This is a genomic window from Virgisporangium ochraceum, from assembly GCF_016863655.1.
Classification (GTDB): Bacteria; Actinomycetota; Actinomycetes; order Mycobacteriales; family Micromonosporaceae; genus Virgisporangium; species Virgisporangium ochraceum.
Genome location: NZ_BOPH01000069.1, coordinates 89,394 through 104,597, shown reverse-complemented (window position 1 = coordinate 104,597; position 15,204 = coordinate 89,394). Strand labels below are relative to the sequence as shown.

The following is a 15,204-nucleotide window of genomic DNA, read 5'->3' as shown; positions in this document are numbered from 1 at the left end:
CCGCCAGCAAGGTCACCAACGCCGCCAGCGGCTCGCCGAACAAACTCGTGTTCACCGGCAACATCAAGCCCACCGGCACCCCGGCCGGCACCACGGTCTACATCATCAACCCGACCGTTCTCCCGATCGCCGACCGCGCCACCGTCGAGAGCCCCATCACCGTCGCCAACGCGGCGGGCAACGGCTCCCGCACGGCGCAGGTCAAGGTCAGCGCCCGGCACACCGACCGTGGCGACCTGGCCGTCTTCCTCATCGCCCCCGACGGCACGCAGTACACGCTGAAGACCGCGACCTCGGGTGACGACGTGGCAAACCTGAACGCCGCCTACACCGTGGACCTGTCGGGCGAGGTCCGCGCCGGCACCTGGAAGCTGCGGGTGCAGGACCAGTTCGCCGGTGACACCGGCACGCTCGACACCTGGAACCTCACGATCTGAGGAAGCGACAGCGCAGCCGCCCGGTTGGCCGAAAGGCCGGCCGGGCGCCTTCGCATATCCGTACCGTATTCATCATGGAGACACGGGGGGCGGCCGTGCGGCGCACGGTCGAGATCGCGGTGCCCGCGCACATCGCGTACGAGCGGATCTGCCGGATCGAGGAGTATCCGCTGTTCCGGCACCAGGTGCGTGAAGTGTCCGCGCTGTCCGACGACACCCTCCGGTGGGACCTTCCCGGCGAAAGCTTCACCGCCCGCCTCGACGCGCGGGAGCAGGACCGGCTACTGCGGTGGCACAGCGTCGACGGTCCCGACTGCACGGAAACCGTGACCATCCAACCCCTTTCACCACAGCGCTGTCTCGTGACCGCGGAACTGAGCGGGCCGGCGACGATGGTCGACGGGCTCGCCGCCGACCTGCCCGAGTTCAAACGCCGCGTCGAGCACGACCATCCGCCGGTGGGGCACTTCGTCAACGAGCGTCCACCGACGTTCAACCGGCACCGGTCGAACTGGCGTGAGCAACGGATGATCGGCCGCACCAGTACCGGCGAACGCGGGGCGCGGCGCGGTCCCGCCGCTTAAGCTCACGGGAGCCTGCATAAGGGCAAGGGGGAGCCGGCATGACCGCAATCCTGGTCGCCGACGACGACGAGGACATCCGTGAACTCGTGTTGTTCAAGCTGGAGGCGGCCGGATTCGACGTGACGGCGGTCGACAACGGGGTCTCCGCGCTGGAGGCCGCCCGTGACCGGCCGCCGGACCTCGTGCTGCTCGACGTCATGATGCCGGGCCTGTCGGGCATCGACGTGTGCCGGGCGCTGCGCGCCGAGGAGGCCACCGCCCAGCTGCCCGTGATCCTGCTGACCGCGCGCGCACAGGAGGGCGACGTCCAGATCGGTTTCGGCGCCGGCGCCGACGACTACGTGGTCAAGCCGTTCAGCCCCAAGGAACTGGTGAGTCGGGTCGAGGCGGTGCTCGCGCGAGCCAAGGCATGACGCTTGCCAACGCCGCCGCGGTCGCGATCGTCGCGCTGCTCGTCGCCGCGCTGGTGTTCGGCGCGGTCACGGTGTCGGGGCGGCTGGTCAAGCGGCTGCTGAAGGCGCGCCGCACCCGGCTCGCCGCACCCGCCCGGAAACTCCTGGTGCGCCTGACCGCGGGCGACGACGACGAGACGCTCGTCGACCAGCTGGTCGCCGTCGACCAGCGCACCTGGCGGGCCGTGGAGCCGGCCGCGGTCGCGATGCTCGGCAAGGTACGCGGCGAGGCGCACACGGGTCTCGTCGCGGTGTTCCAGGGCCGTGGCGCCGGCGAGCGGGCTCTCGGCGAGCTGCGGGCGCGCGGCGCCGTCACCCGGGCCCGGGCCGCCGAGGTGCTCGGCAACCTGGGCGACCCGAAGGCGGTCCCGGCGCTGTGTCCGCTCCTGCGCGACCGCAACCCCGACGTGCGCGTGGTCGTGGCGCGGTCGCTCGGCCGCATCGCCGACCCGGCCGCGGCCATCCCGCTGCTCGACGCCGTGACCGGGCACCACCCGGTGCCGCCGCAGCTGGCGGCGCACGCGCTCGTGCGGCTCGGACCGGGAGCGCAGGCGGCCATCGTCGCCGGGATGTTCCACCACTCCGAGCTGGCCCGGGCCACCGCGATGGAGGTGCTCGGGCTGATCGGCGCCGTCGGCACCGCCAAGCAGGTGGAGTACGCCCTGCGGTCGGACCTGTCGGTGGAGGTCCGGGTGCGGGCCGCCCGCGCGCTCGGTCGGTTGGGACCGCGTTCGGCGCTGGCGCCGCTGCTGGAGGCCGTCGAGCCGGGTCACCCGCGCCAGCTGCGGGCCGAGGCGGCGAAGGCGCTCGGCGAGCTCGGCGCGCCGTCGGCTGCGCAGCCGCTCGCGGCGCTGCTCGCCGACGACGACCACGAGGTGGCCCACGAGTCGGCCCGGGCCCTGCTCAAGCTCGGCATGGCCGGCCGCGCCGAGCTGGAGAAGGCGGTCGACCAGGCCGGCGACGAGCCGCTCAGCGCGCCGACCCCGGGCGGCCACGCCCGCGAGGCACTCGGCGCCGCCCACCTCGTCGAGCTACGCAAAGAGGCAGTGGTCGGGGCGGCCCGATGATCGAGGTCGCGGCCTGGGTCCGCGAGTTCTTCCGCATCACCGACGTCGCGATCCTCACCTACTTCCTCGTCATCAACACCAGCTACCTGGTCCTCATCCTGTTCGCCTCGGCCGAGTTCATCCGGCACCTGCGGCACCAGCCCTTCGCCGGGCTCGACGAGATGTACCGCAGCCCGCTGACCCCCGGCGTCTCCGTGCTCGTGCCCGCGCACAACGAGGAGGCCGGGATCGTCGCGTCGGTGCAGGGCATGCTCGCGCTGCGGTACCCGCAGTTCGAGGTGATCGTCATCGACGACGGGTCCGGGGACGGCACGTTCGACAGGCTGAAGGACGAGTTCGACCTCATCGAGACGCCCCGCGTGGTGCCGCCCGAGGTGCCCACCAAGGGCAAGGTGACCGGCGTCTACGTCCCGCGGCTGCGGCCCGAGCCGCTGATCGTGGTGCGCAAGGAGAACGGCGGCAAGACCGACGCGCTCAACACCGGCATAAACCTGGCCCGGCAGCCGCTCGTCTGCATGGTCGACGCCGACTCGATCCTCGACCCGCAGGCCCTGCTGACCGTCGCCAAGCCGTTCGCCGACGACCCGCTGCGCACCGCCGCGACCGGCGGCGTGGTGCGGGTCGCCAACGGCTGCAGCGTGGTCGCCGGTCGCATCGTCGAGGTGCGCATGCCGCCGAGGTGGCTGCCGCGGGTGCAGGTGGTGGAGTACCTGCGGGCGTTCCTGCTCGGGCGCACCGGCTGGTCGCGCCTGGGCGGGCTGCTCATCATCTCGGGCGCGTTCGGCATGTTCCGCCGCGACCTGGTCGTCGAGGTCGGCGGCCTCGACCACGACACCATCGGCGAGGACGCCGAACTGGTCGTCCGGCTGCACCGGCACCTGCGCGAGCAGAAGCGCGACTACCGGGTGGTGTTCGTCGCCGAGCCGGTGTCCTGGAGCGAGGCCCCGTCGACCGTCAAGGTGCTCGGCAGCCAGCGCCGCCGCTGGCACCGGGGCATCACCGAGATCCTGTGGAAGCACCGCCGCATGCTCGGCAACCCCCGCTACGGCCGGATCGGGCTGGTCGCGATGCCCTACTACGTGCTGTTCGAGTTCCTCGCCCCGGTGATCGAGCTCGCCGGCGTGGTGATGGTGCCGCTCGGCCTCGCGGTCGGCGCGGTGAACGTCGAGTTCGCGTTCCGTTTCCTGCTCGTCGCCTACGGCTACGCGATGGTGGTGAACCTCATCGCGCTGGCCGTCGAGGAGTTCACGTTCGCCCGCTACACCCGGTGGACGGACCTCGCCTACGCGACCCTCGCCAGCGCCCTGGAGAACATCGGCTACCGCCAGGTGACGGCGGTCTGGCGGGTCATGGGAGCGTGGGCCGCGATCCGCAAGAGCCGCCAGGTGTGGGGTGTGATGACGCGCACCGGCTTCCATGAGGCACGCTAGGAGCCGATGCGGCCGCACGTGATCCTCAGTTGCGCGATGTCCCTCGACGGGTACATCGACGACGACACCGACGAGAGACTCATCCTCTCCGGCCCGGCCGACCTCGACCGGGTCGACGCGCTGCGCGCGTCGTGCGACGCGATCCTGGTCGGCGCCGGCACCGTGCGCGCGGACAACCCGCGCCTGCTCATCAGGAGCGAGGAGCGGCGGCGCGGGCGCGCCCGGGACCTCATCAAGGTGACGCTCACCACGACCGGCGATCTCGACCCCGGCGCGGCCTTCTTCACGGCCGGCGACGCGGAGAAGATCGTGTACGTGCCACCGGGAACCACCGCCGACCTCCCGGCGACCGTCGTGGAAGTCGACGGCCTGCCGGCGCTGCTCGCCGACCTGGCCGCCCGCGGCGTCGGCAGGCTCCTGGTCGAGGGCGGCACGTCGATGCACACCGCGTTCCTGTCCGGCGGCCTGGCCGACGAGCTCCAGCTCGCGGTCGCGCCGATCCTCGTCGGTGGCGGCACGCGCTTCGTCGACCCGGCGACGTTCCCGAAGGGCCGCCTCACGCTCAAGGCGATGGAACAGGTCGGCGACATGGCCGTGCTCAAGTACGAGCGTCCACTGTGAACACCGACGGGCGGTGGCTGCGCGAAGCCATCGAGCACTCGCGGCTGTGCCTGCCCAGCCTCGCGGCGTACTCCGTCGGAGCGATCGTCGTGTCGGCACAGGGCATCGAGCTCGCCCGCGGCTACTCCCGCGAGACAGCGGCGACGGCGCATGCCGAAGAGGCCGCGCTCACGCGGGTCCAATCGAAAGATCTTGATGGTGCGACGCTGTACTCGTCGCTCGAACCGTGCGGGGTACGGACCTCGCGACCCGTGCCGTGCGCGCGGCTGATCGCCGAGACGGCGATCAGCCGGGTGGTGTTCGCCTTGCGCGAGCCGCCGACGCTCGCGCCCGGCGGCGGCGCGGCCCTGCTGCGCGCCGCCGGGGTCGAGGTCGTCGAGGTACAGGAGCTGTCCGACGCGGTGCGCGCGGTGAACGCGCACCTCTTCGGTGACGTCAGACGCTGACCGGCGAGTCGGCCACCTCGGCGGCGAGCTCGTCGAGGTACTGCCAGCGGCCCACGTCGCGGGCCGTGTAGGCGTCGCTCGCCGCGAGCAGCTTCACACCCGCGGCGGCCATCGCCACCGCGACGCGGCGGGTGGGCAGGCGGTGCCGCTCGCTCAGCTCGACGGCCGTGTTCGTGCCGCGGCACGCCTCGGCGAGCGTCGCGACGACCGACTCGTCCACAGTGGACTCCGCGATACCGGCCTGCGCCAGGAACTCCAGCGGGCGGGCCAGCGTGGTCGGGGCGTAGCGGCCGACCCGCTCCATCGCCAGGCACAGCACGCCGACGAGGCGGTCGGCGACCTCGGCCGCCGACAGGGCGCCGCTGTCGAGCTGCGCCCGCACGAGGTCCGGGCCGAGCAGGCCGCCGGGGGTGGGCAGCCGGGAGATGCCGAGCGAGATGACCTCGAGCTGGCCGAGGTCGGACGGGAACGCCAGCCAGCCGTCCACACCGATCGCCTCCACCTCGACACCGCGCCGCAGCGCGACGTCGGTGCGCTTCTGGGCGCGCTCGATGGTGGCGAGGTACGACGGCAGCCAGCCGGTGTCGGACCCGACCCGGTCGGCGAACGTCAGCTCGGTGACACCGGCCGCCTCGGCGGCGGCGACAAGGACGCTGACGCTGTCGTGGCCCGCGGCGAAGGCGGTGTGGACGTGGGCGTCGCGGCTCAGGTCGATCATGGAACACATCCGTGTGTCTGGCAGGGACGGGGGAACCTTGCCCGACCAATACTCCGGAGCGATCCGTGCCGTTCGGTGACCCGCGACGTTGCCGAAAGGTGGCTACGCCGCCTTATGCCGCCGCGGGAGGTCGCCGGTACCGGTACCCGAAGCCGCGCACGCTCTCGATGGGGCTCGCGTCGGGGTCGGTCCAGCCGAGCTTGCGGCGCAGCCGCAGCACCGCGAACTTCACCCGCTCCGGCCCGATGCCGGTCGGGTCGTCCCACGCCTGCGCCAGCAGCTGGTTCGGCGACAGCACCGCGCCGGCGTGCCGCACGAGCACGTTCAGCAACCGGAACTCGGTGGGTGTCAGCCGCACCTCCGCGTCGGCCACGAACGCCCGGCGGGCGGCCGGGTCGATGCGCAGCGTGCCGTCGTCGTACACCTCGTCGGCCCAGGAGGCCGTCGTACCGGACCGTCGCAACAGAGCCTCCACCCGGGCCACCAACTCCGCGTTGGTGAACGGCTTGGTCAGGTAGTCGTCGGCGCCGCCACGCAGTCCCCGGACCTTGTCCGACTCCTGGCCGTGCGCGGTGAGCAGCAGGACCGGCACGTCGGAGATGTCGCGGAGGCGTTCCAGCACCTGCCAGCCGTCCATGCCGGGCAGGCCGATGTCGAGGATCACCAGTTCGGGACGCTCGTTGAAGGCGTCCCGGAGGCCGGCCCGGCCGTCCTTGGCGTGCCCCACCTGGTGCCCGGCCCGCTGCAGCAGCAGCCGCAGCGCGAGAGCGATGTCGGGATCGTCCTCGACAACCAGGAGACGACTCATGGTGTTCCTCCATTTGTGCGGCGTGCGGGACGCGTGGGAAGGGTCACGGTCACCGTGGTGCCGGCGCCCTCGGTGCTGGCGACCTGAATGGTGCCGCCGTGCAGTTCGACGATGGCCCGGCTGACCACCAGGCCGAGCCCGGTGCCGGGCGCGGCCGGCTGGCCACCGCCCGCCGTGGTGTTCGAGCCCCGGAAGAACGCGCTGAACACCCGGGCCAACTCGGCCGCCGGGATACCGACGCCGGAGTCGGCCACCGACAGCTGCCACCCGGAGGAGGCCGGCGCCGCGCGGACCGTCACCGATCCGCCGGCCGGCGTGAACTTCAACGCGTTGTTCAGCAGGTTGTCGATCACCTGGTGCACCCGGGTCTCGTCGCACGTCAGCTCGGGGCCGTCCTGCGTCTCCACCGTCAGGCGCAGGCCGGCGTTCTCGGCCGCCGGCAGGCGTTCGGTCACCGCGGTCCGGACGAGCTCGGACAGGCGGACCGGCGCCGGACGCAACTGCAACGTGCGCGCCTCCAGGCGCGACAGGAGCAACAGGTCCTCGATGAGGCGCAGCAACCGGTTGGCGTTGCGGTCGATGACGTCGAGGTACTGCCGCTGCTCGTCGTTGAGCAGCCCGCTGCTCGCGTCACCCAGCAGGTGACCGAACGCCACGACGGACGACAGCGGACCGCGCAGCTCGTGCGCGACGGTGGCCACGAACTGGTTGTTCAGGGCCGCGGCCTCGGCGAGGCCGCGGTTGCGCTCCTCCAGGCCGCGCCGGATCGCGACCTTCGAGGTGACGTCGCGCAGGTGCATCAGCGTGCCCCGCGGGCCACCCTCGCTCTCCAGCGGCACGAAGTCGAGCTCCACCACCCGGCCGTCGGCGAGCTCGACCTCCTCGCCCATCATCGCGCGGCGGGCCGCCACGATGTCGCGCAGCCGCACGGCGTCGGTGACGCCCGAACCGAACAGCGGCTGGAGCCTGGCCAGCAGCCGCGGCCAGCCGCGTTCGCCGCCGACCTGAACCGGGTCGGCCATGCCGAGGATGCGGCGGAACGACGAGTTCGCGACCGTGACCCGCTGGTCCTCGTCGATGAGCAGGATGCCGTCGCGCAGCGTCTCCACCAACGACAGGAGACGGCCCCGCTCCACGCGCAACGCGCGTTCCGCGGCCCGCTGGGTGGTGACGTCGAGGCCGAAGTACGCGACGACACCGGCGTCGGGGATCCGCACGAAGCTGCGCACCGCGAACTCGAACCGGCGCCAGTTGCCGGCCGCGGTTCTGATGCGCAGGTCGACGCAGTTCGGCAGGTCCTCGCCGGCGCAGGCGGCGATGAACGTCGACAGGGCGTCGGGCCGGTCCTCCGGGTGGATCAGGTCGAGGAGGTTGCCGGCGGGCGGGTGGGCGCGGTCGTAACCGAGCAGGGTGCTGAACGAGTCCGACAGCGGCGTCCAGCCGTGTGCCGGGTCGACCACGACGATCAGCGCGCGGGCGTGCCGGCTGATGACCCCGTGCAGCCCGACCGGCGGGCCGTCGTGCTCGGGCACGGCCCGGCAGGGCAGCCGCAGGGCACGGCCGGCGGCGTCGACGATCGCGTCGAGGGCCCCGCGGGCCAGCCGGTGCGCCTCCGGGTCGGTCAGGTCGGTCCGCAGCACCTGCCGCCACTCCAGCGGTCCGACCGGCCGCGACGCGGTGAGCTCGGGCCGTCCGGAGCCGGGCTGGCCGGCCACGGTGAAGGCGGCGCCGCGCACGCCCGGCAACTGGCGCACGTCGGGCAGCAGCGCCTGCACGTCGACCATGGTCGCGGCCCGCTCGGCGCGGTCGATCAGCTCGGTGGCCGCGGGTGCCACGAGCGCCGCGGTGCCAGCCTCGGCCGCCTGATCGGTGTCTCCGCGCACGGCTCTCCTCACTCTTTGTGCGTCCTATTCTTACCTAGTGTCCTGGGTTGTTACGGTAAATTCCGGGCGTACTCGGCAACCCGTTCGCATCCGGCGGGGACCGTTGTAGCGCTCTCGGCCAGCGAACCTCGACAAGTGCCCGACTTCCCGTCGGGCTGCGCCCGGCCGACCGGTCGGGGCTTGTCGCCGGACGGAAGGGTGTCTCATGGGACATAGCTGCCGCCTTGCTTTCGGCGTATTCGTCGTCGCCTTCGCGGGCGCGACGGCGGCCCTGATCGGCGAACCCACCTCCGCCATCGCGAACGGCTCGGTCGCGGGCAGCGTCGTGGTCAAGGGCCGCCTCGCGGTCCGCGCCGCCGCCACCGCCGACTCGGCGCAGGTGGATGCCTTGAAGAACAAGGCGAAGGTGTCCGTCGTGTGCCAGGTCCGCGGTGACGCACGCGTCAAGGGACGCGTACGGACGACCGACAAGTGGGACCGGCTGACCAACGGCCGGTACGTGTCCGACGCGTTCATCAAGCGCCCCAGGGACATCGTCGTCCCCTCCTGTGCGCCGACGGTCGTACCGGCCGGCCCCGCCGCGGCCTACCGCGGCATCGGACCGGCGACGTCGCCGTTATCGCTCACCGGACCGGTCGCCACCTACGAACGGTCGCGTCCAGAGTGGACACTGCCGGTACCGCCGACCGTCATCGGTGGCTTCCGCACGGTCGCCCGGCCGGAACACGACGGCGTCGACCTGCCGCACGCGCGCAACACCCCGATCGTCGCGGCTTCCGCCGGAACCGTCGTCACCGTGCGCTGCAACACCTCCGGCCCCAGCTGTGACGTCGACGGCTCACCCACCACCCGCGGCTGCGGCTGGTACGTCGAGGTGCGGCACCGCGACCACTTCGTCACCCGCTACTGCCACATGATCCGCGAGCCCGAGGTGAAGGTCGGCGACGTCGTCGAGACCGGGCAGGTCCTCGGTTTCGTCGGCTCGTCGGGCCACTCCTCCGGTCCGCACCTGCACTTCGAGGTGCACTTCGGCGAGAAGGCCAGCCGCCTCAACGCCATCGACCCCGTGCCGTTCATGCAGTTCGTAGGCGCACCGCTCTGAAACCCTCCGTCGCTTTGCTCCCACCCCCCAGGAGTCCCCCGATGAACATCCGCCTCGTTGTCGTGGACGAGCACGCCCTCCTCCGGCTCGGCCTGACGCGTCTGCTCGCCGGCATCGCCGACGTCGACCTCGTCGGCGAGGCCGGATCCGTCGCCGACGCCCTGGCCGTGGTCGACGAGACCCTGCCCACGGTCGTCGTGTTCGACACCACGCTGCCCGACGGCGACGGCTGGGACCTGGCCCGTCGCCTGCGCGCCCGGTACCCGACGATCGGGCTGGTGCTGCTGAGTTCGGCCGGTGACGACGCCACGATGTGCCGCGCGCTCGACGAGGGCCTGTCGGCGTTCGTCGCCAAGGACGCCCAGCCGGGCGCCGTTCTCGCGGCGGTGCGGCACGCGGCGCAGGCGCCGCGCGCGTTCAACGCGGTGGGACTGGCCGCGGCGCTCGCCCGGCGGCGGGCCAGCAGCGGGCTGCTCAGCCAGCGCGAGCGCCAGGTGCTGAGCCTGATGCGTGACGGCATCAGCCTTCCCGGCATCGCCGAGCGGCTCGCGGTGTCGGAGGCGACGGTGAAGACGTACGTGGCGCGGCTGTACACGAAGCTGCGCGTCAAGAACCGGTCGCAGGCGCTGATGGCCGCGGTGAACCAGGGACTGCTGGACTCCACCGCTGCTTGAGGTTACTCCACCGCTGCTTGAGGTTGCTTCGCGAAAAGTGGAGAAATCCGGACAAGATGCCGCCCGCGTCTCACAATGAAAGATCATGAACAGGCGTGGGCTTCTGCTCCCCACCGCGGTCGCGCTCGTGGCCGCCGCGGCTCTGGTCGGCGTCTCCCCTTCGGTGGCGCCGGGCGTCGCGTGTCCATCCGTGTCGGGGGTGGTTCCGGCGTCGGCGCTGGCGTCGCCGGTCCCGGCCCGGGCCTGCGACCTGGCCGGTGCGGTCGTCGGTGCCGGATCGCTCGCTGTGCGGGTCCCGTTGAAGGACGGTGAGTCGGTGACGGCCGCCGGGTCCGCGCGGACCGGGCACCCGGCGACGCTCACCGTCGAACGCTTCTCCGGTGCGGTGCGCGCGCGGATCTGGCAGTCCGACACGGCGCCGGCGCCGAAACCGCGGCCGCCGGTGGCTCGGATGGGCAGCGTCTCGCCCCCTCCGCCCACCGAGGCGACCACCGCCACGACGACCGTGCGCTGCGGCGACGGTGCCGGCGCCTGGCTCGGCATGCGGTGGCAGGGCGCGTACCGCTGGATGATGCGCCCCGCCGGCATGCCCGGCTACCTGGGCGCCTTCGGCCCGGTGCGCGACGCCGTGCGCAACGCCGCGACCGCGGTCGACCGCGGCCACAACAGTTGCGGCATCGTGGGCGATCTGGCGCTGTCGCAGCGCTACAGCGGCGAGACCACCCGCGACGCAGGCATCAACGCCGACGGCACCTGCGGCGACCGCGACGAGCGCAACGTGGTGGCCTTCGGCCGCCTCGACGGCGGACTGCTGGCGCTGACGTGCCTGTGGTGGTCGCGCGGCCGCACCGTGGAGTCGGACGTGCGGATCAGCGACGCGCCGGGCATGTTCACCCTCGACCCGGCGGCGGGCTGCTCGGGCAGCTGGGACCTGCAGGGCACGCTGACCCACGAGTTCGGGCACGTGTTCGGCCTGGGCCACGTCGCCTACGCCGAACACGGCGAACTGACCATGAGCGACGGCCTACCGGCGTGTTCGGCCGGCTTCCGTTCGCTGGGCCTCGGCGACTACGAAACGCTCCGCGGCCAGTACGGCACCACGTAACCCGCGCGCGGATTACGTGGTGGACGCTGCGTAGGCCGCGCGGGTCGCGGGCGGGTCGCGGGCGGCGGCGTAGGCCGCGCGCGGGTCGCGGGCGGCGGCGCAGGCCGCGCGGGCATTACAGCACCACGTAGGCCGCTGGTTCGCGCCCGGTCCGCGGCCGGCCGGTGCCCCGGGCGGTCCGCTCAACGCGCCATCCAGCGCAGCGGCCACCCCCACGCCGCTACCCACACGCCACCCTCCCTGCTCCGCGGGACCCACTCGCCTCACCCCGCGGAACCCCCACCCGCCTCACCCCGCAGGACCCCACTCGCCCCGCCCCACTCCCCCGCCCCAGCTACCCGCCGCTCCCGCCTTCCCCACCCCTCCCCCGCCCGCCGCTGTCCCGCTGCCCGGGCACCCGGGCCGCACCTCCCCGCGATCTTGGACGCTCCTGCATCGGAATCGATGTACAGACGTCCAAGATCTCCGCGGGTACCGCCCTGCACCCGGCCGACGACGTGCCTTCGGAGCGCCCGAGCCGGCCCCGGAAACCGGGTCGCAACCCTCGGAAGCCCGGCAACCATCAAGCACCGGAACGGGTCCGGAGCGGGCTACCCGTGACGCCGACGGTGGGAACACACCACGTTCCCCCACCGGAGGCCCGCGATGTTCCGTTCCGCCCGCCGCCTTTTGCTCGGCCCGCTCCTGGCTGTCTGCGCATCCGGCGCCGTCCTGACGTTCAGCGCCGGCGCGGCCAGCGCCGACGTCACCGCCACGATCGCCGGGGACGCCGTGCTCCGGTCCGCGGCCAGCGAGTGGTCGGAGCGGGCCGGCTCCGTGCGCGACGGTGCCCGGGTGTCGATCTCGTGCAAGGTCAACGGCCAGTACGTGCGCGGCAGCGTGCGCAAGACCACGCAGTGGGACCGGCTGACCAACGGCAAGTACCTGTCGCACGCGCACGTCGATACGACGATGAAGATCCCGGCCTGCCCGCCCACAACGCCGGTGGCGCCGTCTCCGGCCGCGCCGACGGGCCCGCTCACCACGGTGAGCAACGCGGCGTTCCTCGCGGCGGCCGCCGGACCGGCACAGGCCAGCCAGCGCGAGTTCAACGTGCCCGCGTCGGTGACGCTGGCGCAGGCGATCCTCGAGTCGGGCTGGGGCAAGAGCAAGCTGTCGATGAACGACCTGAACTACTTCGGCATGAAGTGCTTCGGCAACCCGGGCGCGATCGCGGTCAGCTGCCACGAGTACGTGACCCAGGAGTGCGACAAGGTCACCCAGACCTGCTTCACGACGACGGCCACGTTCCGGGTCTACAAGTCGCCCACCGACTCGTTCCGCGACCACGGCAAGCAGCTGGCGACGCTGTCCCGCTACGCGCCGGCCTTCACCTACTCGAAGTTCCCGAACCAGTTCGCCGCCGAGATCCACAAGGCCGGCTACGCGACGGACCTGCTGTACACCGACAAGCTCGTCGCCATCATGGTCAAGTACAACCTGTACCAGTACGACCTGCCGTAGGCGGCCCGTTTACCAGGCAAAACACAGCAGTCAAGATCACGTGGCCCAGATGCGGCCCAAACCAGCGATGCGGCGGTCATGCTCGGCCCACCACCGAGCGGGCCGCCGCATCGGCATTCCACAGCGCTTTGCTGACCAAGGCGCGGGTGCGGTCGAGCGCCTCGGGCCACTCCCCGACGTAGGTGTTGAGGGTGATGGTGGGGTTACTGTGCCCAAGCGCCATCTGCACAGTCTTGACGCTTGCACCCGCATGGATCAAGAGCGTTGCGTAGTAGTGCCGTAGCCCATGCATCCCCCATCTCTCGGGTAGGCCCGCCGCCTTGCGGGCGGGGGTCCAGAGCCGCGACCAGGATGCGCCAAGCTGGATCAGGCCGTCACCGCTGACCGAGGGAAACATAATGTTCGCCTCGCGCCGCAAGGGCTTGCGGGGGTTGGTGAGGTCATCCACCTCGAACGCCTTGGGGTGCTCGGCCTTGATGTGCGCCGCCAGCGCCAGGCCCAACTCGTCGGGTAGCTCCACCGACCGGTAACTGTTCTTGGTCTTGAGAGGCCCGAGGTAAGGCTTGCGCCCCTTGACCACCTTGAGTTGGTGTCTGACGTGGATCTCACGGCGTAGAAAGTCGATGTTTCCCACCTCAAGGCCGAGCACCTCCCCGAGGCGCAGGCCGCACCCCGCTGCGACATAGACGGCCGCCGAGTACCGGCCGTCTATCGCCTCGGCCAGGGCGTGAACCTGGCCGGGGGTGGGGATGTAGTAATCCCGACGTTCAATCGCGGGCGGGGACACGCCCGCACATGGCGAGGTGCCGATGATCCGGTCAAGTACCGCCGTGGCGAACATCGATCGGACGTAGGAGAACACCACTTGCAGCGTGGTGGCCGCCAGCACCTCGGCCCGATCCTTGAGCCACGCCTGAATGTGGCTGGTACGCACCGCCGCCATCGACATGTGGCCGAGCCTCGGCTCAATGTGCAGACGGAACGCAAGCTCAACCTTGACCACAGTGGTATCGGCGTGGATCTGGTTTGCCCGCCACTGTGTCCCGTACTCGGCAACCGTGACCTTGCCCGCCCGGTTGTCGATGTATTGGCCTCGGCTGACATCGGCGCGCACGTTGGCGTCAAACAGTTCGGCGTCTGGCTTGCGCTCGAACATGCGCTCGCGGGGCACGCCAGCGTCATCGAGATACCGCACGCGCCAGCGCTTCCCTCGGCCGTGACGCGCGCTCGGGACACGCCTGCCGTCAGCGTCCTTTTTGCTGAGATACCAGCGGTCATCAACGGCCATCGTCGCGCCGCCTCTCCGCTTCAAGGTCGAATTGCGAGTCTGGAACCTCGCCCTCGGACCACATTTCCTCATCGCGCTGCGCCAAAGCTTCCTCGATGGCCTGGCCGACAAGTGCGCGGATCTTCCCAGCAGGGATGCCCGCCAGCACGCCCGACTTGGCGGCATCGGCCAGCGGACTCAGGTACTCCGCCCACCGCAGCGACTCACTGAGGCTGATGGCGTCTGGTGGCTGAACGCCCGTTGCCCACCGCCACGCCTCGGGGAAGGTCATGGCCCGCTCCGAAGTGAGGTCGACAGAGTCGGGACGCCATGTGATGCCCGTAGGGCTGATATTGGGCAGCAACAGCGCCAGCGGTGTGACGCCAAAGGCTAGCGCCAGCGCCACCAGGTCATCGGCGTCAATCCTGCGCTCACCTTTCTCGATGCGCGAGAGGCCGAGCGCTGCGATTGGTCGCCCGAGCGCAGCCAGCCGTTCAGATAGCTCCTTGAATTGCAGTTTTTGCTGCTCACGCAGCATCCGAACCCTCTCCGCGGCCCGACGCCCGGTCGGCCCGAGAGGGTTCTTGGCTGTTCGATCCTCGGTCACGGTCTCCATCTTGCGTGTCTATCATCCGTAATGCAAGATGGATCACCGATGTCATACGAAGTGTTCCTGTCACATCCGAACGTGACAGATTTCGCCCGACGCTTGCGAAAGTAGTCGGACGTTCCGCAAACTCAAGATCGGCAGCAAGAACAGCACCAGACCCGTTGGCACCGCTGGCAATCAGCCATCGCTAGCCAACCGGGCTGTTCTGCATGTCCACAAAAACAACGACTCTCGGGCTACGGTCCGACGAATTCGGAGGGAACGGCCATGGGCCGAACGACATCGGGCGCCGTGCGCCCACTTGCATCCCCCGCCGAGGTGGCCGAGTTTCTCGGCGTTTCGGTGTCGACCTTGGTCGACTGGCGCTACCGGCGCCGGGGGCCAGCGTGGGCAACGGTGGGCCGCCACGTCCGCTACCGCTGGTCGGATGTTGAGCGCTGGCTGACTGCGCAGATCACCGAGGCGGCCTGACATGGCCGACGAAAAAGGAGAGTCCG

At 71.2% G+C, this 15,204-nt stretch carries 17 protein-coding genes; 12 read left to right on the top strand and 5 right to left on the bottom strand.

Features of this window, described 5'->3' with window-relative positions; all coding sequences use genetic code 11:
* From Voc01_RS24275 to Voc01_RS24245, 7 genes are all read left to right on the top strand, one after another.
* Positions 1-437, top strand: a 437-nt coding sequence (locus Voc01_RS24275; RefSeq protein ID WP_203929830.1) for a proprotein convertase P-domain-containing protein, incomplete at its 5' end; no start/stop codon positions are given.
* 74 nt (positions 438-511) lie between these two features.
* On the top strand, positions 512-1,021 hold the full coding sequence (locus Voc01_RS24270; RefSeq protein WP_203929829.1) for an SRPBCC family protein: 510 nt from the start codon (positions 512-514) through the stop codon (positions 1,019-1,021).
* Between the two features lie 38 nt (positions 1,022-1,059).
* The gene (locus Voc01_RS24265; protein ID WP_203929828.1) at positions 1,060-1,434 is read left to right on the top strand and encodes a response regulator transcription factor; all 375 of its coding nucleotides are present in this window, start codon (positions 1,060-1,062) and stop codon (positions 1,432-1,434) included.
* The gene (locus tag Voc01_RS24260) at positions 1,431-2,540 is read left to right on the top strand and encodes a HEAT repeat domain-containing protein (protein WP_203929827.1); all 1,110 of its coding nucleotides are present in this window, start codon (positions 1,431-1,433) and stop codon (positions 2,538-2,540) included. The genes Voc01_RS24265 and Voc01_RS24260 overlap by 4 nt, the downstream gene beginning before the upstream one ends.
* Entirely contained in the window at positions 2,537-3,970 is a 1,434-nt protein-coding gene (locus tag Voc01_RS24255) for a glycosyltransferase family 2 protein (protein ID WP_203929826.1), read from the top strand. The genes Voc01_RS24260 and Voc01_RS24255 overlap by 4 nt, the downstream gene beginning before the upstream one ends.
* 6 nt (positions 3,971-3,976) lie before the next feature.
* A complete protein-coding gene (locus Voc01_RS24250; protein WP_203929825.1) occupies positions 3,977-4,591 on the top strand; it encodes a RibD family protein in 615 nt (204 codons plus the stop codon).
* On the top strand, positions 4,588-5,037 hold the full coding sequence (locus Voc01_RS24245) for a deaminase (RefSeq protein ID WP_203929824.1): 450 nt from the start codon (positions 4,588-4,590) through the stop codon (positions 5,035-5,037). The genes Voc01_RS24250 and Voc01_RS24245 overlap by 4 nt, the downstream gene beginning before the upstream one ends.
* Here the strand turns inward: Voc01_RS24245 and Voc01_RS24240 are convergent.
* The 3 genes from Voc01_RS24240 to Voc01_RS24230 all read right to left on the bottom strand — a co-directional run bounded on the left by Voc01_RS24240 (position 5,027) and on the right by Voc01_RS24230 (position 8,446).
* Entirely contained in the window at positions 5,027-5,755 is a 729-nt protein-coding gene (locus Voc01_RS24240; protein ID WP_239160452.1) for a hydrolase, read from the bottom strand. The two genes, Voc01_RS24245 and Voc01_RS24240, sit on opposite strands and share 11 nt — an antisense overlap.
* 112 nt (positions 5,756-5,867) lie before the next feature.
* Positions 5,868-6,563: a response regulator transcription factor gene (locus tag Voc01_RS24235; protein WP_203929822.1), complete on the bottom strand. Its 696-nt coding sequence runs from the start codon at positions 6,561-6,563 to the stop codon at positions 5,868-5,870.
* Complete coding sequence (locus Voc01_RS24230) at positions 6,560-8,446, bottom strand: ATP-binding protein (RefSeq protein WP_203929821.1); 1,887 nt, start codon at positions 8,444-8,446, stop codon at positions 6,560-6,562. The genes Voc01_RS24235 and Voc01_RS24230 overlap by 4 nt, the downstream gene beginning before the upstream one ends.
* 205 nt (positions 8,447-8,651) lie before the next feature.
* Here Voc01_RS24230 and Voc01_RS24225 point away from each other — a divergent pair, with 205 nt between their 5' ends.
* The 4 genes from Voc01_RS24225 to gsmA all read left to right on the top strand — a co-directional run bounded on the left by Voc01_RS24225 (position 8,652) and on the right by gsmA (position 12,830).
* A complete protein-coding gene (locus Voc01_RS24225) occupies positions 8,652-9,548 on the top strand; it encodes a peptidoglycan DD-metalloendopeptidase family protein (RefSeq protein ID WP_203929820.1) in 897 nt (298 codons plus the stop codon).
* 41 nt (positions 9,549-9,589) lie between these two features.
* Entirely contained in the window at positions 9,590-10,222 is a 633-nt protein-coding gene (locus Voc01_RS24220) for a response regulator transcription factor (RefSeq protein ID WP_203929819.1), read from the top strand.
* Between the two features lie 85 nt (positions 10,223-10,307).
* On the top strand, positions 10,308-11,327 hold the full coding sequence (locus Voc01_RS24215; RefSeq protein WP_203929818.1) for a zinc metalloprotease: 1,020 nt from the start codon (positions 10,308-10,310) through the stop codon (positions 11,325-11,327).
* A 645-nt stretch (positions 11,328-11,972) separates the two neighbouring features.
* Positions 11,973-12,830: a sporangiospore maturation cell wall hydrolase GsmA gene (gene gsmA / locus Voc01_RS24210; protein WP_203929817.1), complete on the top strand. Its 858-nt coding sequence runs from the start codon at positions 11,973-11,975 to the stop codon at positions 12,828-12,830.
* A 76-nt stretch (positions 12,831-12,906) separates the two neighbouring features.
* Here the strand turns inward: gsmA and Voc01_RS24205 are convergent, their stop codons facing one another.
* The gene (locus tag Voc01_RS24205) at positions 12,907-14,118 is read right to left on the bottom strand and encodes a tyrosine-type recombinase/integrase (protein WP_203929816.1); all 1,212 of its coding nucleotides are present in this window, start codon (positions 14,116-14,118) and stop codon (positions 12,907-12,909) included.
* Positions 14,108-14,713 carry a helix-turn-helix domain-containing protein gene (locus tag Voc01_RS24200; protein ID WP_203929815.1) on the bottom strand — a complete coding sequence of 202 codons (606 nt, stop codon included), beginning with the start codon at positions 14,711-14,713 and terminating at the stop codon, positions 14,108-14,110. Before Voc01_RS24200 ends, Voc01_RS24205 begins: the two co-directional genes overlap by 11 nt.
* A 312-nt stretch (positions 14,714-15,025) precedes the next feature.
* On the opposite strand from Voc01_RS24200, the gene Voc01_RS24195 reads away from it, so the two are divergent.
* Entirely contained in the window at positions 15,026-15,178 is a 153-nt protein-coding gene (locus tag Voc01_RS24195; protein WP_307781591.1) for a helix-turn-helix transcriptional regulator, read from the top strand.
* The last annotated feature ends 26 nt before the right edge of the window (positions 15,179-15,204 follow it).